The sequence below is a fragment of the Streptomyces sp. TOM-9 genome (assembly GCF_056858595.1).
The window spans coordinates 2,238,959-2,258,639 of record NZ_JBXEQB010000001.1 but is presented as its reverse complement, the minus strand read 5'-3'; the positions used below and the strand labels follow the sequence as shown (position 1 = coordinate 2,258,639).

The window sequence follows — 19,681 nt, the reverse complement described above, 5'->3', positions numbered from 1 at the left end:
GTTCGCAGGAGTAGGTAGTCCCATGGGTGAAGTCCTCGTTTACGTCGATCATGTGGATGGTGCGGTCCGCAAGCCGACGCTGGAGTTGCTGACGATCGCGCGTCGGCTGGGTGAGCCGGTGGCGGTGGCGCTGGGTGCGGGTGCCGGTGCGACGGCGGGTGTGCTGGCCGGGCATGGTGCGGTGCGGGTGCTGGTCAATGAGGCTGCGGAGTTCGCGCAGTATCTGGTGGTGCCGAAGGTGGATGCGCTTCAGGCGGCCGCCCGTGTGGTGGGTCCGGTGGCGGTGCTGGTGCCGTCTTCGGGTGAGGGCAAGGAGGTCGCGGCGCGGCTGGCGTTGCGGCTGGGGTCGGGCATCATCACCGATGCGGTGGATGTGGTGGCCGGTGAGCAGGGTCCGGTGGCGACGCAGTCGGCGTTCGCGGCGTCGTTCACGACGAAGTCGCGGGTGACGACGGGTGTGCCGGTGATCACGGTGAAGCCGAACTCGGCGCCGGTGGAGGCTGTTTCGGCGGCGGGTGCGGTGGAGGAGCTGGCCGTGGAGTTCGGTGCGCTGGCCACGGGTACGAAGGTGGTGGCGCGTACGCCGCGGGAGGCGACGGGGCGTCCGGATCTGACGGAGGCTGCGATCGTGGTGTCCGGTGGCCGGGGTGTGGGTGGTGCGGAGAGCTTCGCGGTGATCGAGGCGCTGGCCGATTCGCTGGGTGCGGCGGTGGGTGCGTCGCGTGCGGCGGTGGATGCGGGCTGGTATCCGCACACCAATCAGGTGGGGCAGACGGGTAAGTCGGTGTCGCCGCAGTTGTACGTCGCGGCGGGGATCTCGGGTGCGATCCAGCACCGGGCGGGTATGCAGACCTCGAAGACGATCGTGGCGGTGAACAAGGACCCGGAGGCGCCGATCTTCGAGTTGGTCGACTACGGCGTGGTGGGTGACCTGTTCGCCGTGGTGCCGCAGCTGACCGAGGAGGTCACCGCCCGCAAGGGCTGACCCCGGCACACCACCGGCAGCACACACGCACCGGAGCCCCGTGACGCCCCCTGACGGCACCACGGGGCTCCGGCGCTCCTGGCTCTCCCCGCGGGTCGTTGACGGTGTGACGGAGGGGGCGTTAGCTTCACTTCAACGATTTGTTGAAGACCGGGAGGGTGCCCGATGGCGCAGAACGAGACGGTCCGCACATCGCTCGGCGACGCGGTCCGGCAGGACATCGGCGCCTCGCTCGCCGCCGTCGACGCCGAACTCGCCCGCCGCTACCCCGGGGACCCGGGCACCCGGCAGCCCGTGCACACCGTCTACGTCCCCGCCGACGCCTTCGCCGCCGACACCGTGCGCACCTGGGGCGACCGCGCCCTCGCCGCCCTGGACGAGCACGCCCCCGACGCGGTGCGGCTCGCCGGCGTGCTGGGCCTGCCGCCCGCCCTCGCCGCGCCCGTCCACGACCGCGTACGGGCCAAGCTGCGGCGCGAACCGGTCGAGGACCTGCGGATCGACTTCGAGGACGGCTACGGGCCGCGGCCCGACGCCGAGGAGGACGCGGCGGCCGCCCGCGCCGCCCGGCTCGTGGCCGCCGCCATCGCGGACGGGACCGCGCCCCCGTACGTCGGCATCCGCATGAAGTGCATGGAGGCCGCCGTGCGCGACCGCGGCATCCGCACCCTGGACATCTTCCTCACCGGCCTGATGGATTCCGGCGGGCTGCCCGGCGGCCTGGTGCTGACCCTGCCCAAGGTCACCTTCCCCCAGCAGGTGACGGCCATGGTGCGGCTCGCCGAGGAGTTCGAGACGGCACGCGGACTCCCGGCCGGACGCCTCGGGTTCGAGATCCAGATCGAGACCACGCAGTCCATCCTCGGGCCCGACGGCACGGCCACGGTCGCCCGGCTGATCGACGCCGCCGAAGGCCGCGTCACGGGGCTGCACTACGGGACCTTCGACTACAGCGCCGCGTGCGGGGTCAGCGCGGCGTACCAGTCCATGGACCACCCGGTCGCGGACCACGCCAAGGCCGTCATGCAGGTGGCGGCCGCCGGCACGGGAGTGCGGCTCTCCGACGGCTCCACCAATGTGCTGCCCGTCGGCCCGGGCCCCCAGGTCCACGAGGCCTGGCGGCTCCACTACGGCCTGGTCCGCCGTTCGCTGGCCCGCGCGTACTACCAGGGCTGGGACATGCACCCCGCGCACCTGCCGACACGGTACGCCGCGGTCTACGCCTTCTACCGCGAAGGCCTGGACGCGGCGGCGGCCCGGCTCGCGGCGTACGTCGCCAAGGCCGGCGGGGACGTCATGGACGAACCCGCCACCGCCCGCGCCCTGAGCGGCTACCTGCTGCGCGGACTCGACTGCGGCGCCGTGGACTTCGCGGAGGTCGCCGGCGCCACCGGGCTGACCCGCGCCGACCTCGACGCCCTCGCGGGCCGTGGCGGCCCCGCCGTCTGAGGAGCAGCCTCCACGAAGACGTCCGGGCCGGCCCCCGCTGGGGCCGGCCCGGACGTCCTGCAGAGGTGGACGATCAGACGAGGTCGAACCGGTCGAGGTCCATGACCTTCGCCCACGCCGCGACGAAGTCCTCGGTGAACTTCGCCTTCGCGTCGTCGCTCGCGTAGACCTCCGCGAGCGCGCGCAGCTCGGAGTTGGAGCCGAAGACGAGGTCGGCACGGGTGCCGGTCCACTTGACCTCGCCCGTGGCGTTGTCACGGCCCTCGAAGGTGGACTGGTCCTCGGAGGTCGCCTTCCACGACGTGCCCAGGTCGAGCAGGTTGACGAAGAAGTCGTTGGTCAGCGACCCGGGGGTCGTGGTGAAGGCGCCGTGCGACGACTGCCCGTGGTTCGCGCCCAGGACGCGCAGACCGCCGACGAGGACCGTCAGCTCGGGGGCGCTGAGGGTCAGCAGGTTCGCCCGGTCGAGCAGCAGGTACTCGGCCGGCAGGCGGTTGCCCTTGCCGAGGTAGTTGCGGAACCCGTCGGCGGCCGGCTCGAGCGCCGCGAAGGACTCCACGTCCGTCTGGTCCTGCGCGGCGTCCACACGACCCGGCGTGAAGGGCACCTCGACGCGGTGACCGCCGTCCGCGGCGGCCTTCTCGACGGCGGCGGAACCGGCCAGCACGATCAGGTCGGCCAGCGAGATCCGCTTGTCGCCGGACTGCGCCGCGTTGAAGGACTCCTGGACGCCCTCCAGGGTGCGCAGCACCACGGCGAGCTCGTCGGGCTCGTTGACCTCCCAGCCGCGCTGCGGCTCCAGGCGCAGACGGGCGCCGTTGGCGCCACCGCGCTTGTCGCTGCCGCGGAAGGACGAGGCCGACGCCCACGCCGTGGACACCAGCTGCGACACGGTGAGGCCCGAGGCGAGGACCTGCTCCTTGAGGGCGGCGACGTCGGCGGCGTCGACGAGCCCGTGCGTCCGCGCGGGCAGCGGGTCCTGCCACAGCAGGGTCTCGGACGGGACCTCGGGACCGAGGTAGCGCACGACCGGGCCCATGTCGCGGTGGGTCAGCTTGAACCACGCGCGGGCGAAGGCGTCCGCGAACTCGTCCGGGTTCTCCAGGAAGCGACGCGAGATCTGCTCGTAGACCGGGTCGAACCGGAGCGAGAGGTCCGTGGTCAGCATCGTCGGGGCGTGGCTCTTGGAGGAGTCGTGCGCGTCGGGGATGGTGCCCGCGCCGGCACCGTCCTTGGCCACCCACTGGTTGGCGCCGGCGGGGCTGGTCGTCAGCTCCCACTCGTAGCGGAAGAGGTTCTCGAAGAAGCCCATGCCCCACTGGGTCGGGGTGCTGGTCCAGGTGACCTCGAGACCGCTGGTGATCGCGTCCGCGCCCTTGCCGGTGCCGTAGCTGTTCCGCCAGCCGAGGCCCTGCTCCTCCATCGAGGCGGCCTCGGGGTCGGGACCGACGTTGTCCGCGGGGCCCGCGCCGTGGGTCTTGCCGAAGGTGTGCCCGCCGGCGATGAGGGCGACGGTCTCCTCGTCGTTCATCGCCATCCGGCGGAAGGTCTCACGGATGTCGCGGGCCGCGGCGATCGGGTCCGGGTTGCCGTTGGGGCCCTCGGGGTTGACGTAGATCAGGCCCATCTGGACGGCGCCGAGCGGGCTCTCCAGCTGGCGGTCGCCGGTGTAGCGCTGGTCGCCGAGCCAGGTGGACTCGGGGCCCCAGTAGACGTCCTCCTCCGGCTCCCAGACGTCCTCGCGGCCGCCGGCGAAGCCGAAGGTCGCGAAGCCCATCGACTCCAGCGCGACGTTGCCGGTGAGGATCATGAGGTCGGCCCACGAGATGCTCTGGCCGTACTTCTTCTTCACCGGCCACAGCAGGCGGCGGGCCTTGTCGAGGTTGCCGTTGTCCGGCCAGCTGTTGAGCGGGGCGAAGCGCTGCTGGCCGGCGCCGGCGCCGCCGCGGCCGTCGCTGATGCGGTAGGTGCCCGCGCTGTGCCAGGCCATGCGGATCATGAACGGGCCGTAGTGGCCGAAGTCCGCCGGCCACCAGTCCTGAGAGGTCGTCAGGACCTCGAGGACGTCCTGCTTCACGGCGGCGAGGTCGAGGGCCTTGAACGCCTCGGCGTAGTCGAAGTCCTCACCGAGCGGGTTGGCCACCGCGGGGTTCTTGGCGAGGATCTTCAGGTTCAGCCGTTCCGGCCACCACTGCCGGTTTCCGCCGCCCTGGGTCGGGTGCGGGGCGCGCCCGTGCGCGACGGGGCAGCCGTTCACACCCTCCGTCTTGGCGTCTGTGACGATTGCTTCGTGGTTCTCAGACATGGGAATCCTTCCGGACCTGGCGGATCACGGTGCTCAGGACTGCGGGCCGTCGGACGCGTTCGGGCGGGGGCCGTCGCGGTGAGCGCACGGGGGCCTCACCGGCGGCATGACAGGGGGAGCGGGTCCCGGACCGGCTGCGGCAGTACGACGCGGGCGCCCGTAACTCCCAGGCGGCACCGCGCGGCTGCTCGGCGGTGGTCCCGTCACGTCTCTCTCTTCTGCCGTACTGGAGTCTTCCTGTCCCTTGGCTGGCGCCGGAACCGATCCTACGATGGACGCAGTCCAAGTCAAGAAGAGCGTCAATTCCATAGGCAATCAGAACCCGGACGCGTCCACGGGGTGAATTCCGGACGTCCACCGAGCGGAACGGGTGAGCACACATGAGCGACCTGCTGGAGCGGCTGCGCGGGCGCGGCTGGCGCATGACGTCCCAGCGGCGTGTCGTCGCGGAGGTCCTCGACGGCGACCACGTGCACCTCACGGCCGACGAGGTGCACGCCCGCGCGGCGCGGCTGCTGCCCGAGATCTCCCGGGCGACCGTCTACAACACCCTGGGCGAGCTGGTATCCCTCGGTGAGGTCATAGAGGTCGCCACCGACGGCCGCGCCAAGCGCTACGACCCCAACGCGCACCGTCCGCACCAGCACCTGGTGTGCTCCAGGTGCGGCACCGTCCGCGACGTCCACCCCACCGGCGACCCGCTGGCCGACCTCCCGGCCGACGAGCGCTTCGGTTTCACGGTCTCCGAGGCCGAGGTCACCTACCGCGGCCTGTGCCCGTCGTGCGCCTGAGCGTGCCACCCGGGGGAGCGGCGGTTACCGGTCCGCCGCAGGGGCGAGTCCGAGGCCGCGCAGCCACAGCATCTGCTCGTACGGCTGGGAGCCGCGTCCGCCGCCGTGGTCGCCGAACCGCCACACCGTGATGTCCTTGGGCCCCGCGTAGCGGTTGTAGGCGGCGAACACCGTCGACGGCGGGCAGACGGGGTCCATCAGGCCCACGCTGAACAACGCCGGCGCGGTGGCGCGCGGCGCGAAGTGGACACCGTCGAAGTAGTCGAGGGTGTCGAAGAGCCGTTCGGGGTCGATGCGCCGGTGGACGCCGAGGTACTGGGCGAGCTCCGGGTACGGTCCCTCGGTGGCGGTCTCCGCGCTCCGCCGGAAGTGGCAGAGGAACGGCACGTCGACCAGGGCCGCCGCGACCGCGTCCGGGGCCAGTCCGGCCACCGCGAGGGCGAGCCCGCCGCCCTGGCTGCCGCCGGAGACGACGACCCGGCCCGCGTCGACGGCCGGGTGCGCGCGCAGGGCGTCCACGGCGCGTACGCAGTCCGTCATCAGGCGGCGGTAGTAGTAGTGCTCCGGGTCCTCCACGCCGCGGGTCATGAACCCGCCGACGTACTGCGGACCCGGGGCGGGGTCGGGGTCCGGCGTGTCGTGGCCCTGGCCTCGGGAGTCGACGACCAGGTGGGCGTAGCCCGCGGCGCTCCACAGCAGGTTCTCGTGGTGCAGCCCGCGCCCGCCGCCGTAGCCGATGTACGTGACGACCCCGGGCAGCGGCCCGGCCGCCCCGCGGGGCAGCAGCAGCCAGGCGGCGACCGGCTGGCCTCCCCAGCCCGGGAAGCGCACGTCGAACACCTCGACCGTGGCCAGCGGCGAATCGACCGCGCGATACTCGGCCGGGTACGTGCCCGCCTCGCGGGCGGCGGTCAGGGTCTTGGCCCAGAAGGCGTCGAAGTCCCCGGGCTCGGCGATCTCCGGGGCGTAGCGGCGCAGTTCGTCCAGCGGCAGGTCGGTGAGCGGCATGGCCGGTATCGAATCGTTTCACGGGGTGGGGTGTCAACGGCCGGCCGACGCGTGCCGGTTGTCCGTCCGTCGTGGGATGGTGTCGCGGTGGAGGAGATCGAGTGGGAACCGGCGCCCCGCTCGCCGGTGACGCGAGCGCTGCTCAGGGTGGGCGCCGTCACCGTGCTCGCCGCGTTCGCGGCGGGGCCGGGAAGTGCCGTGCCCGTGACGGCGGTTCCGCTGGGCCGCGCCGCGGTGGAGGCGGAACTCTACGCGGCGGCGGACCGGTCCGGCGTACACAGGTCGCAGAACACCGTGATGGGCTTGACCGTGACCACCGACAAGGAGTCCGACCGGCCCAGCGAGCAGTGCATGCTCGCCTGGGCGGCCGCGGACGGGGCGGGCGAGCGGGAGTACGCCGCCGTGACGGCGGTCCTGCGCGAGCACGGGTGGACGGAACTGCGCCGGGAGACAGCCCCGGCGGCGGTACGTACGTCAACCTCGGAAAGGGCGGCTGGACGGTGACGGTCGCGTACGACGGCGGGCCGGGGTCCTTCACCTCGCTGACCTTCACCGCCATGGCACATGCCTGCTGACGGTCCGGGCACGGCGCGCCCGCGCCACGCGCTCGGCCACGGTGCCCCGGCGACGGACACCGACCCGTTTGTTCCGGTACTCGCCGGAATCGTCGTGGACGTCGTCCACTCCCTCGACACCTGCGCCGACGACGAGGTCGCCCCCGAGGTCGGCGTGAGGACGGCGGAGCACGCCGGGTGGGTGCTCCACAACCTGCCGCCCCGTCGGCGCGCCCGGTTCCTGCGGGTGCTCGACGGCGGCGGCCGAGCCGGACCCGGCGCGGCGCGGCGCCGCGCCCTGGAGTCCTTCGGCTTCACCTGCGGGCTGGTCGAGGAGGAGCCGTCCTGACCGCCCGCCGCGCCGTCACGGCACCGGCGGCAGCTCGCCCGAGCCGCGCGGGATCAGGCGGCAGGCGAGCTCGACCCGCTTGGGGGGGCCCGCCGCGCCGTCGAGCCGCTGGAAGAGCAGGCCGGCCGCGGTCCGGCCGAGCTGTCCGGGCTCCTGGGCGACGACGGTGACCGCCGGGCGCAGCAGGTCGGCGAGCTCGAAGTCGTCGAAGCCCACGAGGGCGACCACGCTGGGCCGGTCGGCGAGGACCCGGACCGCGGTCACGGTGATCCGGTTGTTGCCGGCGAACAGGGCGGTGACCGGCTCCGGGCCGCTCAGCATGGACTCCACGGCGGCGCGGACGCGGTCGGGGGCGGTGGGCCCGCAGGAGACCCAGCCCTCGTGCACGGGGAGCCCGGCGGCGGCCATCGCCTCCCGGTAGCCCCGCAGACGCTCGGCCGCGGTGTGGATGCGGGGGAGGTCGCCGATGAAGCCGATGCGCCGGTGCCCGTGGGCGATGAGGTGGGCGACGCCCTCGCGGGTGCCTCCGGCGTTGTCGCTGAGGACCACGTCCGCGTCGATGCCGCCCGCGGGGCGGTCCACGAAGACGGTGGCCACGCCGGCCGCGATCTCCGGCTCGAGGTAGCGGTGGTCCTCGCTGGCGGGCACGATGACCAGCCCGTCGACACGCCGGGCGCAGAAGGCGAGCACCAGTTCCTGCTCGCGGTCCGCGTCCTCGGCACTCGATCCGGTGAACAGCAGCGTCGAGTGCGCCCGTGCCAGGTCCTCGACGGCCCGGCTGAGCGGGGAGTAGAAGGGGTCGGCGAGGTCCTCGAGGACCAGCCCGATGCTGGCCGTACGGCCCTTGCGGAGCAGCCGCGCGCTGTCGTTGCGGCGGAATCCGAGGGCGTCGATGGCCGCCTGGACACGCGAGATCGTGTCCTCGGTGACGCCTGGTTCCTCGTTGACGACACGCGATACCGTCTTCAGGCCGACACCGGCCCGGGCCGCGACATCCTTCATGGTGGGACGGGCGGTACGCGGAATATCGGTCACGGCGTGATCCTATGGGCTGGACAACGTTGTCAACAAAGGGCGACACTACGCCCATGCCGTTCGAGAGCTCTGCCGAGTCCATCGTCCCGCCGTCGGGTGCCGCCGGTGCGGGCCCGCTGATCGCCGCTGTGGACATCGGCGGCACCAAGATCGCGGGTGCCCTGGTGGACGCGCGCGGCGAGTTGCTCGTACGCGTGCAGCGCCCGACGCCCGCGGACCGGGACGCGGCGACGGTGATGGGATCGCTCGCGGAGGTGCTGGCCGGACTGCGGGAGTCCGCGGGCTGGCCGCGGGTCGTCGCGGTGGGCATCGGCAGCGCCGGGCCGATCGACGCCTCCCGCGGCACGGTGAGCCCGGTCAACATCGCCGGCTGGCGGGACTTCCCCGTCGTCGCCCAGGTGGGCGAACGCGTCGGCGGGCTGCCCGTCGTCCTCACCGGCGACGGCATCGCGATCACCGCGGCGGAGCACTGGCAGGGCGCCGCCCGCGGGCACGACAACGCACTGTGCATGGTGGTGTCGACCGGCGTCGGAGGCGGTCTCGTCCTCGGCGGCAAGCTCCACCCCGGCCCGACGGGCAACGCCGGGCACATCGGCCACATCAGCGTCGACCTCGACGGGGACGTGTGCCCCTGCGGCAGCCGAGGCTGTGTCGAGCGCCTGGCCAGCGGGCCCAACATCGTGCGGCGCGCCCTGGAGTCCGGCTGGCGTCCGGCCCACGGCGAGGAGTCCGACGCCGCCGCTGTCGCCCGGGCCGCCCGTGAGGGCGACGCCCTCGCCCTCGCCTCGTACGACCGCGCGGCGCAGGCGCTGGCCGCGGGCATCGCCGCGACGGCCACCCTGGTGGAGATCGACGTAGCGGTGATCGGCGGCGGTGTCGCGGGCGCCGGCCCGCTGCTCTTCGAGCCCCTCCGCGCGCACATGCGCCGGTACGCCACGTTGTCGTTCGTCTCGGGGGTGAAGGTCGTTCCCGCCGTGCTCGGCACGGACGCGGGCCTGGTCGGCGCGGCCGCCGCCGCGGCGCAGGCGCTGCGGCTGGAGGCCTTCGCGACCGGCGCCTAGTCCGGGTCGTCGCAGTCCCTCCCCTGGCCTACGGCCGGGGGGCGAGGTCCGGTGTGCCTCGCGGAGGAGGAGATTCACCCGTTCGCGCGGGAGCGCGCCGTCGTGCCCTCCCGCGTCGTGGCGTGCCGCCCTCGTGGACGTCGCGACGCCCCCGTCACGGCCCGGTGGGCGCGGTCGGCCGCGCCCGTTTCCCGGGCCGGGAACACGTAGATCTCCGAGATCGGCCGAGGCGTGTGGTGGGGCGTGCCCCAGAGGGAGGCGCGCTCGTGGGTGACGGTTCCGGACGGGCCGTACGCGCTTGACGCGGACCGTGTCGATTCCGTCGGCCACCTGCTTCCGTGCGAGGGGGATGCGGGCGGCGCCCACCAGGTGGTGGGGCGGCCCCCGCTCTGTGCCTCGGCCGGCACCGCGTGGTCGTGGTGGTCGTGGTGGTCGCGGGAGGCGACGACGAGGCCGTCGCGGACCGGGGACCACCATGCTGCTGCGGTGGCAGTTCATCGCCGGACCGACCCTGGGGCCCAACGAGGGCTGACCACCGGGTTCGCGGGTGCCGAAGCCGCCGGTATGCGCCGATGGCCGGGTCTGCGCGTTTGCCGACGCCGATGATCCGGGCAATTCGTAGGGGGCTACCGGGCTACGGAAGAGGGGGCACCGTGATCGTCTGGCTCAACGGCACGTTCGGCGCGGGGAAGACCACTGCGGCACGCGAACTGCTCGAACTGCTGCCGGGCAGCGTGCTCTACGATCCGGAACTCATCGGCAGCGGACTGCGGCTGATGCTCCCGGAGAAGCGGCTGGGCGAGGTCTCCGACTACCAGGAGCTGCCCGCGTGGCGGCGGCTGGTCGTGGACACCGCGGCCGCGCTGCTCGCCGAGGTGGGCGGGGGACCGCTGGTGGTGCCGATGACCCTGCTGAGGCAGGAGTACCGGGACGAGATCTTCGGCGGCCTCGCGGCCCGCCGGATCACTGTGCGGCATGTGCTGCTGCACGCTGAGGAAACGGTTCTGCGGGAGCGGATCGACCAGCGCGCCGACATCCCGGGCGACGCCGAGGCCAGCGCGGGAGTCCGCGCCTGGTGTCTGGACCACCTGCCCGCCTACCAGGAGGCACTGCCCTGGCTCACGGCGGACGCCCACGTCGTCGACACCGCGGGGCTCACCTCCCGCGCGACGGCCGAGCGGATCGCCGAGGCGATACGGGAAGGCGCGGGCTCCTGCGACATCGTGCAGACCCCGGAGCCCACCGCCGAGACCCTCGCGGCGGGCGTGCTGCTCTTCGACGAGGACGACCGGGTGCTGCTGGTCGACCCGACCTACAAGCCCGGCTGGGAGTTCCCCGGCGGGGTCGTCGAGCCCGGTGAGCCGCCCGCCCGGGCCGGAATGCGGGAGGTCGCCGAGGAACTCGGCCTACGGCTCCCGGCGGTGCCCCGGCTGCTGGTCGTCGACTGGGAACCGCCGCTGCCGCCCGGATACGGCGGTCTGCGGCTGCTCTTCGACGGTGGGCGGCTGCCCGCCGCCGACGCCGAGCGCCTCCTGCTGCCCGGCGCCGAGCTGCGGGGCTGGCGCTTCGCCACGGAGGACGAGGCCGCATCCATGCTGCCGCCCGTCCGGCACACCCGGCTGCGCTGGGCGCTGCGGGCGCGGGAGCGGGCCACCGTGCTCAACCTGGAGGCGGGCGTGCCGGTGGGCGGCTGAGAGGCGACGGGCGCGTCCCGGCCGCCCACCCGGGCTCAGACGGCCTTGGCGGCGTACTTCTGGAGGAAGAGCGCCTCGGTGAGCGAGAGCTTCTCCAGTTCCTCGGGGGAGACGCTCTCGTTCACCGCGTGGATCTGCGCCTCCGGCTCGCTCAGGCCGATCAGCAGGATCTCCGACTCGGGGTAGAGCGTGGCCAGGGTGTTGCAGAGCGGGATCGAGCCGCCCATGCCGGCGATCTCCATCTGCGTGCCGTACGCGGTGTGCATCGCCTCCGCCATGGAGGCGTACGCCGGGCTGGAGGTGTCCGCGCGGAACGGCTGACCGCTGCCGACCTGGGTGACCTCCACGCGGGCCCCCCAGGGGGCGGCCGCCTCCAGGTGGGCGATCAGCAGCTTGGCCGCCTGCTGGGCGTCCGCGCCCGGCGGGACCCGGAGGCTGACCTTGGCACCCGCGGTGGCCTGCACGGACGGCGTGGCGCCGACCACGGGAGGGGCGTCGATGCCGATGACGGTGACCGACGGGCGGGCCCAGAGGCGGTCGGCGACCGTGCCGGTGCCCATCAGCTCGACGCCGTCGAGCACCTTGGCGTCGGCGCGGAAGTCGCCCTCGTCGTACTGCAGCCCGTCCCAGGCGGCGTCGGCGGTGAGGCCCGCCACGGTGGAGGCACCCGAGTCGTCGTGGAGCGTGTGCAGGATGCGGACCAGGGCGGCCAGCGCGTCCGGTGCGGCACCGCCGAACTGGCCGGAGTGCAGATTGCCCTCCAGGGTGGTCACCTTGACGTCGACCAGCGCCATGCCGCGCAGGGTGGCCGTGACGGTCGGCAGGCCGACGCGGAAGTTGCCGGAGTCGCCGATGACGATCGCGTCCGCGGTGAGGAGTTCGGGGTGCTCCTCCGCGTAGCGCTCCAGACCGCCGGTGCCCTGCTCCTCCGAGCCCTCGGCGATGATCTTCACGCCGACCGGGACCCCGCCGTTCTCGCGCAGCGCGCGCAGGGCGGTGAGGTGCATGATCAGGCCGCCCTTGCAGTCGGCCGCGCCGCGCCCGTACCAGCGGCCGTCGCGCTCGGTGAGCTCGAACGGCGGCGACAGCCAGCCGGCCTCGTCCAGCGGCGGCTGCACGTCGTAGTGCGCGTACAGCAGCACCGTGGGCGCCCCCTCCGGCCCGGGCAGGTAGCCGTACACCGACTGCGTGCCGTCCGGGGTGTCCAGCAGGGCGACGTCCTCGAAGCCCTCGGCGCGCAGCGCGTCGGCGATCCAGGAGGCGGCCCGCTCGCACTCGCTCTTGGGGAACTGCCGCGGATCCGCCACCGAGCGGTACGACACCAGCTCGGCCAGCTCGGTCCTGGCCCGCGGCATCAGTGCGGCGACGGTTGCGGCGAGTGGTGCGGCGGACATGGGCGCTCCTGATGGGTGGGACAGGGTCGAACGCGATGTTCGTGGACCGGTGGTCGTGATCGATGGTGCCACAGGCGGCCTCGCTCACCCCGCGGATTAGTATGCGGCTGAGCAGGGGCGACGGCAGTCGGCAGGTCGAACGGGAGCGGAAGCACACGTGAGCAGCGAGTACCAGGCGCAGGACGGCGGTTCGGCGGAGGACGTCGACGGCACGCAGGTGTGGGACGTCGTCGTGGTGGGTGCCGGGCCGGCCGGGGCCTCGGCGGCCTACGCCGCGGCAAGTGCGGGACGCCGTGTGCTCCTGCTGGAGAAGGCCGAACTGCCGCGTTACAAGACCTGCGGCGGTGGCATCATCGGGCCCTCCCGCGACGCGCTGCCGCCGGGCTTCGAGCTCCCGCTGCGCGACCGGGTGCACGCGGTGACCTTCAGCCTCAACGGCCGGCTCAGCCGCACCCGCCGGTCGCGGCAGATGCTCTTCGGGCTGATCAACCGGCCCGAGTTCGACGCCCAGCTGGTGGACGCGGCCGTCGACGCGGGCGCGCGGCTGCGGACCGGGGCCCAGGTCTCCCGGGTCGAACAGCACGGCACCTCCGTCCCGGACCGGCGGACCGTCGCGGTGGTGCTCAACGACGGCGAGACGATCCTGGCCCGCGCGGTGGTCGGCGCCGACGGCTCGGCGAGCCGGATAGGCGCCCACGTCGGCGTCAAGATGGCCCAGGTCGACCTGGGGCTCGAGGCCGAGATCCCGGTGCCCGCGGAGGTCGCCGAGGACTGGGCGGGCCGGGTGCTCATCGACTGGGGCCCGCTGCCCGGCAGTTACGGGTGGGTCTTCCCCAAGGGCGACACCCTGACCGTCGGCGTCATCTCGGCGCGCGGCGAGGGCGCGGCCACCAAGCGCTACCTGGAGGACTTCATCGGCCGGCTGGGTCTGGCCGGTTTCGAGCCGAGCATCTCCTCCGGCCACCTCACCCGCTGCCGTGCCGACGACTCCCCGCTCTCCCGCGGCCGCGTGCTGGTCTGCGGTGACGCGGCGGGCCTGCTGGAGCCGTGGACCCGCGAGGGCATCTCCTTCGCACTGCGCTCCGGCCGCCTGGCGGGGGAGTGGGCGGTGCGGATCGCCGAGGCGAGCGACGCGGTGGACGCGCGGCGCCAGGCCCTGAACTACGCGTTCGCCGTCAAGGCCGGCCTCGGGGTCGAGATGGGCGTCGGCCGCCGGATGCTGGGCGTCTTCGAGAAGCGTCCGGGTTTGCTGCACGCGGCTCTCACAACCCTCCCCCCGGCGTGGAACGCCTTCGCTAAGATCACCCGCGGTTCCAGCTCGCTCGCCGAGCTGGTCCGTACGCATCCGCTGGCCCGTCGCGCGCTGGAGTCGTTCGACCGTCGTTGACCTCCTGATGGCACCCTCCTGGGCGTCATAAAGGCGGAGTTGAGGGGCAGAGACGTTATGGGAGGTGTCCTCGTCATGCCCTTGAGGAACGTAGACGGAAGACTGCCGTGGTGGGTGCGTACACTCACCGGGCTCGTCGTGCTCGGCGGACTTCTGTTCCTGGTCGCGCGCGCGGACCTGATACCGGGTCTGCCCAATCCCTTCGCCGAGGAGACCAAGGACCGCAGTGGTCCCGTGGTGCTCAAGGCGATCCAGGACATGAGCCGCTTCGAAGGAGCAAGTGGCCAGTTCCAGGTCGTGGTCGACCTGGAGAAGGACGCCAAGTTCCTTCCCGACGCCGTGCGCGGCAGGCGCACGCTCTACGTGGGGTCCGGCAGTGTCGACGCCTACGTGGACCTCGGTGACGTGGGCCCGAAGGGCGTCACCGTCTCCGAGGACCGGACCTCCGCCGTCATCACGCTGCCCCACGCCCAACTCGAGCGGACCTCGCTCGACCCCGACCATTCCTACGTGGTGGCCCAGGAGCGCGGTTTCTTCGACCGGCTCGGTGACTTCTTCTCCTCCCACCCGGGGGACGAACAGCAGGTCCAGCAACTCGCCGCGAAGAAGATCCAGCAGGCGGCCAAGTCCACCGAACTGGCGAAGCGGGCGGAGACCAACACCCGGGCCATGCTGGAACAGCTGCTGACCTCGCTGGGGTTCGAGAAGGTGGAGGTCCGCTTCAGCTGACGGGCCGGAGCTCGGTGATGCGGAAGACCGGGTGCTTGTGGGCTATGGCGCGCAGTTCCTCGTCGGTGGAGTCCGCCCCCACGCCGCCGAAGAACACGCCCACCTCGGCCTTCCAGCGCTTGAGGTAGGCACGCAGCACCTCGGGCTTGACGTCGTCACCGACCTCGGTCGCGCTGAACTCCTCGACCTTCCTGCCCAGCAGCAGTTGACCGCCGCCGGCGGCGCGCATGTTGTGCGTCCACTGGACGTGCCCGCGCGGCGCCACGAGGTAGCGCTCCCCGTTCACCACCAGCAGGTTGACCGGGGTGCGCCGCCACTCCCCGCTCTTGCGGCCGCGGACGGCGAGCACGCGGGAGCCCCACACGCTCAGACCGCGGCGGGTGAGCCAGGCCACCGCGCGGTTGAAGACGTTGACCGTGAACCAGCCGGGCTTGATGACGTGCTCGGACATGAGGACTCCTCCGTGACGCGCGGGCCGTGGACCGAGAGTGGTCCGTGAGCGGTGCTCTCGCTTGAGAACAGTGTGCACGCCCTGTCGCTCCATGGCAAGAGCACTGCTCTCTTTCTTGGTCGTCGCTCCATTCGTGGATACACTGATCGCATGAGCGTCATCCGAACGGCCAGGGAACGGGCCCGCGACGAAGTGACCGCGGCCATCAAGGAAGAGGCGCGCCGGCAGCTCGCCGACGAAGGCGCCTCGAGGCTCTCGCTCCGCGCCGTGGCGCGGGAGCTGGGCATGGTCTCCTCCGCGCTCTACCGCTACTTCCCGAGCCGGGACGAGTTGCTCACCGCCCTCATCATCGATGCCTACGACGCGGTGGGCGCCGCCGCCGAGGAGGCCCTGGCCCGTGCAGGCGGCGACCCCGTGGAGCGCTGGAGCGAGGTCTGCCGGGCCGTACGCCGCTGGGCCCTAGGCCATCCGCACGAGTACGCCCTCATCTACGGCTCCCCCGTGCCCGGCTACTCCGCGCCGCTCGACACGATCGGACCCGCGTCCCGGGTCGGGCTGGCACTGATCGCCGTGGCCGAGCAGGCCCACATCGCGGGGGCGCTCGCCGCCTCCCCGGCCGACACCCCACTGTCGGAGGCCGCCCACGCCGACGCCTGGCGGCTCAGCAAGGACCTCGACCGCGACCTGCCGGCACGGGCGATCCCCTCCCTCGTGGCCGCCTGGGCGCAGCTCTTCGGCCTCGTCAGCTTCGAGGTGTTCGGCCAGTTCAACAACGTGGTCGAGGCGCGGGACGACTTCTTCGACCACGCCGTCGCGGGCCTGGCGCACCAAGCCGGGCTCCGCCGTGAGCGCGTACTCCACGGGGAGTAGACGCGATCACCCCGGCGACCGGACGCCGACCCGCCGCCCCCCGGTCTAGCGTGGCCGCATGAGCGACGACGTGACACGGGGCGGCGGCCCGCCCTGGGGGCCCTGGTGGCGCCACACCGGGCCCGCCCACTCCCACGGCGGTGGCGAGCGCCTGCGCCACCCGTGGATCTCGTCGCTGATCATCGCCGTCGTCCAGGTGGTCGGCACCACGGCCGCCGCGCACAACGCCCCCGGCCGGGTCATCCTCGGCCACCTCGGGTACGCGCTCCTGCTCGCGGGGCCGGTCCTGCTCCTGTGGCGCAACCGCGCGCCCGTCGCGGTCGCCGCCGCCGTCTCGGCCGTCACGCTCGCGTACGTCGCCGCCGGTTACCCGTACGGTCCGGTCTTCCTGAGCATCGTCGCCGCCTACTTCGCGGCCGTCGCCGCCGGTCGCCGCAGAGCCGTCCTGATCATCGCCGCCGCCCTGTACACGGCCTACCTGCTCATCACCATGTGGTTGTACCGCTGGCTGCCGCCCGCCGGGGACGAGGCCGCCTCGTGGGCCCAGGTGTCGGGGGCCGCCGCCTGGCTGCTGGCGATCCTCGCCGTCGCCGAGCTGTGGCGGCTGCGCAGGGAACAGTTCGTCCGCGACCGGCGGGAGCGGGCCGAGGCCGAACGGCGCCGCGCCGACGAGGAGCGGCTGCGCATCGCCCGCGAGCTGCACGACGTGCTCGCGCACAGCATCTCGGTCATCAACGTGCAGGCGGGGGTGGCGCTCGCCCTCATGGACGAGCGCCCCGAGCAGGCCCGGCAGGCACTGACCACCATCAAGGCGGCCAGCAAGGAGGCGCTCGGCGAGGTCCGCCAGGTGCTCGGCACCCTGCGCAGCCCCGGGGAGGCACCCCGCTCGCCCGCCCCGGGCCTGGACCGGTTGCCCGAACTGCTCGAACAGGCCGCGGGCGCGGGCCTGGCCGTCGACGTCACCCGCGACGGCCGCACCGGCGCCCTGCCACCCGGCGTCGACCTGGCGGCGTTCCGCATCGTCCAGGAGGCCCTGACGAACGTCATCCGCCACTCCGGCTCCCGTACCGCTCGCGTCCACGTCACCCGACGCCGGGACGCCGTCGAGCTGCGGGTCGACGACGACGGCCCCGCCACCACGACCGCCGACCACGCCCCCGACTCCGGTGGCGGCAACGGGCTGCTCGGCATGCGCGAGCGTGCGGCGGCGCTCGGCGGCACGGTCGAGGCCGGACCCCGTGCCGACGGCGGCTTCCGCGTCATGGCCCGTCTGCCGCTCGCCGCCGGCGCCGCGGTGGCGCCCGTCCCCGACAAGGAGAACCCATGACCCGGGTCCTGCTCGCCGACGACCAGCTCCTGGTGCGCGCCGGCTTCGCCGCCCTGCTGGACGCCCAGCCCGACATCGAGGTCGTGGGGGAGGCCTCCGACGGCGCCCAGGCGCTGCGCCTGGTCCGCGAACTCACCCCGGACGCGGTGCTGATGGACATCCGCATGCCCGTCATGGACGGACTGGAGGCCACCCGCCTGATCACCGAAGACGCGGCGCTGACCGGGGTCAGGGTCGTCATCCTCACCACGTTCGAGCTCGACGAGTACGTCTTCGAGGCCATCCGGGCGGGCGCCTCCGGCTTCCTGGTCAAGGACACCGAGCCGGAGGAACTGGTGCGTGCCGTACGGGCGGTGGTGGACGGCGACGCGCTGCTGTCGCCCGGCGTGACCCGGCGGCTCATCGCCGAGTTCGCCGCCCGGTCCAAGGAGCCCTCGGCAGCGGCGGAACTCGACCGGCTCACCGAGCGGGAGCGCGAGGTGATGGCCCTGGTCGGGATCGGTCTGTCCAACGAGGAGATCGCACGCCGCCTGGTGGTGAGCCCGCTCACCGCCAAGACGCACGTCAGCCGCACGATGGTGAAGCTCGGCGCCCGGGACCGGGCCCAACTCGTCGTCCTCGCCTACGAATCCGGTCTGGTGCGGCCCGGCTGGCTCGGCTGAACCGCAGGGGCCCGCGCGGACCGTGGTCCGCGCGGGCCCCCAGGCCGGCGAGCGGATCAGTCCCGCACCGGGACCTTGCGCTCCTCGCCCACCGGCGTGGCGGTGTCGGAGGAGGCGACCACGAAGCCGTACGACACCGTGCGGCGCAGCCCCGTGAGGGTGATCAGCAGTCCGGCCAGGGCGATCGCGCTGACGACGACCAGCCCTGGGCGGTAGCTGTCGAGTACGGCCTGCGGGGAGGCGGGGTGACCGTCATCGGACCCGGCGGTGATCGCGGCGGTCACCACCGCGAGGAAGATGGCGCCGCCCACCTGGAAGGAGGTGTTCAGCAGGCCGGAGACCATGCCCTGCTCCTCGTCGCGCACGCCGTTGGTGGCCTGGATGTTGAGCGACGGGAAGACCAGCGCGCACGCGGCGCCCAGCAGCAGCATCGACGGCAGGATCACCGCGGCGAAACTCGGGGTGAGGTCGACGCGCAGGAAGAGCACGTAGCCCGCGAACAGCAGGGTGAACCCGGTGGCGATCACCCGCGGCGTGCCGAAGCGGTCCACCAGCGGACCGATGCGCGTGGAGGCGATCGCCACCAGCGCTCCTGCGGGCAGGAAGGCGAGCGCGGTCTGCAGCGCCGACCAGCCCAGCAGCGACTGCATGTACTGGGTGACGAGGAACTGGAAGCCCACGTAGGAGCCGAAGAAGGCGGCGCCCCCCAGGTTGGCGCGGATCTGGTGGGGCGAACGCAGGACGCCCAGCCGGATAAGGGGGTGGCTGCTGCGGTGCTCGATCACCGCGAAGGCGGCCAGCAGGACGGCGACGGCGGCGAAGGAGAGCAGGGTGCGGGCCGAACTCCAGCCCGCTTCGGGGGCCTGGACGACGGTGAAGACCAGCAGCAGCATCGCCCCGGTGCCGGTCAGGGCGCCGGGCAGGTCGTAGCCGCGGCCGGTGTGCCGCTCGCGGGGGCTCGACGGGATCAGGCGGATGCCGGCCACGAGGGCAAGGACGGCCACGGGCGCGGGCAGCAGCATCGTCCAGCGCCAGCCCACCTCGGTCAGCAGGCCGGACAGGACCAGACCCATGGAGAAGCCGGTCGCGCCGCAGGTGGTGTAGATGCTGAGGGCGCGGTTGCGGACCGGTCCCTCGGCGAAGGTCGTGGTGATGATGGACAGTCCCGCCGGGGCGGTGAACGCCGCGCTCAGACCCTTGATGAAGCGGCTGGCGATGAGCAGTTCGCCGGAGTCGACGAGTCCGCCGAGCAGGGACGCCAGGGCGAACACGGCCAGCGCGACGAGGAAGACCCGGCGCCGGCCGAGCAGGTCGGCGGCACGGCCGCCGAGGAGCAGCAGGCCGCCGTAGCCGAGGATGTAGCCGCTGACGACCCACTGGAGCGACGAGGTGGACAGGTCGAGGTCGTCCGCGATGGACGGGAGGGCCACGCCGACCATCGAGACGTCCAGGGCGTCGAGGAAGAGCGCGGCGCAGAGCACCAGCAGGGTGCCCCACTGCCGGGCGCTCCAGCGCCCGTCGGAACCGGGGACGGCGGTGTGCGGAGAGGTCATGCCGAGGAACACTACATGCATGTGCATCAGATGCAAGCGCATTTAATGTGCGTACATATAGTGTTGATTTTCTGCTA

General features: G+C 72.9%; 18 protein-coding genes. 12 read left to right on the top strand and 6 right to left on the bottom strand.

The window, feature by feature from the left end:
• Positions 1 to 22: 22 nt before the first annotated feature.
• Together AC1VWI_RS10590 and AC1VWI_RS10585 are read left to right on the top strand one after the other, a co-directional pair.
• Positions 23 to 985 (top strand): electron transfer flavoprotein subunit alpha/FixB family protein, encoded by a 963-nt coding sequence (locus AC1VWI_RS10590; RefSeq protein ID WP_499510719.1) that lies wholly within the window; start codon positions 23 to 25, stop codon positions 983 to 985.
• A 165-nt stretch (positions 986 to 1,150) separates the two neighbouring features.
• Positions 1,151 to 2,434, top strand: coding sequence for a DUF6986 family protein (locus AC1VWI_RS10585; RefSeq protein WP_499510718.1), 1,284 nt, complete (start codon positions 1,151 to 1,153; stop codon positions 2,432 to 2,434).
• Positions 2,435 to 2,507: 73 nt separating this feature from the next.
• Here AC1VWI_RS10585 and katG read toward each other — a convergent pair whose 3' ends face one another.
• Positions 2,508 to 4,739 (bottom strand): catalase/peroxidase HPI, encoded by a 2,232-nt coding sequence (gene katG, locus AC1VWI_RS10580; protein ID WP_499510717.1) that lies wholly within the window; start codon positions 4,737 to 4,739, stop codon positions 2,508 to 2,510.
• 380 nt (positions 4,740 to 5,119) lie between these two features.
• Between katG and AC1VWI_RS10575 the strand changes: the two genes are divergently transcribed.
• On the top strand, positions 5,120 to 5,530 hold the full coding sequence (locus tag AC1VWI_RS10575) for a Fur family transcriptional regulator (protein WP_499510716.1): 411 nt from the start codon (positions 5,120 to 5,122) through the stop codon (positions 5,528 to 5,530).
• A gap of 24 nt (positions 5,531 to 5,554) precedes the next feature.
• Here AC1VWI_RS10575 and AC1VWI_RS10570 read toward each other — a convergent pair whose 3' ends face one another.
• Positions 5,555 to 6,538, bottom strand: coding sequence for an acetylxylan esterase (locus tag AC1VWI_RS10570; RefSeq protein ID WP_499510715.1), 984 nt, complete (start codon positions 6,536 to 6,538; stop codon positions 5,555 to 5,557).
• Between the two features lie 87 nt (positions 6,539 to 6,625).
• On the opposite strand from AC1VWI_RS10570, the gene AC1VWI_RS10565 reads away from it, so the two are divergent.
• Positions 6,626 to 7,042, top strand: coding sequence for a hypothetical protein (locus tag AC1VWI_RS10565; protein ID WP_499510714.1), 417 nt, complete (start codon positions 6,626 to 6,628; stop codon positions 7,040 to 7,042).
• A gap of 60 nt (positions 7,043 to 7,102) precedes the next feature.
• Positions 7,103 to 7,441, top strand: coding sequence for a hypothetical protein (locus tag AC1VWI_RS10560; protein ID WP_499510713.1), 339 nt, complete (start codon positions 7,103 to 7,105; stop codon positions 7,439 to 7,441).
• Positions 7,442 to 7,456: 15 nt separating this feature from the next.
• On the opposite strand, the gene AC1VWI_RS10555 is transcribed toward AC1VWI_RS10560, so the two are convergent.
• Positions 7,457 to 8,443, bottom strand: coding sequence for a LacI family DNA-binding transcriptional regulator (locus AC1VWI_RS10555; protein ID WP_499516765.1), 987 nt, complete (start codon positions 8,441 to 8,443; stop codon positions 7,457 to 7,459).
• A gap of 86 nt (positions 8,444 to 8,529) precedes the next feature.
• Here AC1VWI_RS10555 and AC1VWI_RS10550 point away from each other — a divergent pair, with 86 nt between their 5' ends.
• The gene (locus tag AC1VWI_RS10550) at positions 8,530 to 9,537 is read left to right on the top strand and encodes an ROK family protein (RefSeq protein ID WP_499510712.1); all 1,008 of its coding nucleotides are present in this window, start codon (positions 8,530 to 8,532) and stop codon (positions 9,535 to 9,537) included.
• A gap of 653 nt (positions 9,538 to 10,190) precedes the next feature.
• A complete protein-coding gene (locus AC1VWI_RS10545; protein WP_499510711.1) occupies positions 10,191 to 11,231 on the top strand; it encodes an NUDIX hydrolase in 1,041 nt (346 codons plus the stop codon).
• 35 nt (positions 11,232 to 11,266) lie between these two features.
• Here the strand turns inward: AC1VWI_RS10545 and AC1VWI_RS10540 are convergent, their stop codons facing one another.
• On the bottom strand, positions 11,267 to 12,625 hold the full coding sequence (locus AC1VWI_RS10540; protein ID WP_499510710.1) for a dipeptidase: 1,359 nt from the start codon (positions 12,623 to 12,625) through the stop codon (positions 11,267 to 11,269).
• Positions 12,626 to 12,782: 157 nt separating this feature from the next.
• Between AC1VWI_RS10540 and AC1VWI_RS10535 the strand changes: the two genes are divergently transcribed.
• Positions 12,783 to 14,012: a geranylgeranyl reductase family protein gene (locus AC1VWI_RS10535; RefSeq protein ID WP_499510709.1), complete on the top strand. Its 1,230-nt coding sequence runs from the start codon at positions 12,783 to 12,785 to the stop codon at positions 14,010 to 14,012.
• A gap of 57 nt (positions 14,013 to 14,069) precedes the next feature.
• Complete coding sequence (locus tag AC1VWI_RS10530; RefSeq protein WP_499510708.1) at positions 14,070 to 14,741, top strand: DUF4230 domain-containing protein; 672 nt, start codon at positions 14,070 to 14,072, stop codon at positions 14,739 to 14,741.
• Here AC1VWI_RS10530 and AC1VWI_RS10525 read toward each other — a convergent pair.
• Positions 14,734 to 15,192, bottom strand: a complete 459-nt coding sequence (locus AC1VWI_RS10525; RefSeq protein WP_499510707.1) for a nitroreductase/quinone reductase family protein — start codon at positions 15,190 to 15,192, stop codon at positions 14,734 to 14,736. The genes AC1VWI_RS10530 and AC1VWI_RS10525 overlap by 8 nt on opposite strands.
• A 150-nt stretch (positions 15,193 to 15,342) precedes the next feature.
• Here AC1VWI_RS10525 and AC1VWI_RS10520 point away from each other — a divergent pair, with 150 nt between their 5' ends.
• From AC1VWI_RS10520 to AC1VWI_RS10510, 3 genes are read left to right on the top strand one after another with little or no spacing between them, the layout of a single operon-like run.
• On the top strand, positions 15,343 to 16,062 hold the full coding sequence (locus AC1VWI_RS10520; RefSeq protein WP_499510706.1) for a TetR/AcrR family transcriptional regulator: 720 nt from the start codon (positions 15,343 to 15,345) through the stop codon (positions 16,060 to 16,062).
• Positions 16,063 to 16,120: 58 nt separating this feature from the next.
• Positions 16,121 to 17,389 carry a sensor histidine kinase gene (locus tag AC1VWI_RS10515; protein WP_499510705.1) on the top strand — a complete coding sequence of 423 codons (1,269 nt, stop codon included), beginning with the start codon at positions 16,121 to 16,123 and terminating at the stop codon, positions 17,387 to 17,389.
• On the top strand, positions 17,386 to 18,051 hold the full coding sequence (locus AC1VWI_RS10510) for a response regulator (RefSeq protein ID WP_499510704.1): 666 nt from the start codon (positions 17,386 to 17,388) through the stop codon (positions 18,049 to 18,051). Before AC1VWI_RS10515 ends, AC1VWI_RS10510 begins: the two co-directional genes overlap by 4 nt.
• A 56-nt stretch (positions 18,052 to 18,107) precedes the next feature.
• Here the strand turns inward: AC1VWI_RS10510 and AC1VWI_RS10505 are convergent, their stop codons facing one another.
• The gene (locus AC1VWI_RS10505) at positions 18,108 to 19,604 is read right to left on the bottom strand and encodes an MFS transporter (RefSeq protein ID WP_499510703.1); all 1,497 of its coding nucleotides are present in this window, start codon (positions 19,602 to 19,604) and stop codon (positions 18,108 to 18,110) included.
• Between the last annotated feature and the right edge of the window lie 77 nt (positions 19,605 to 19,681).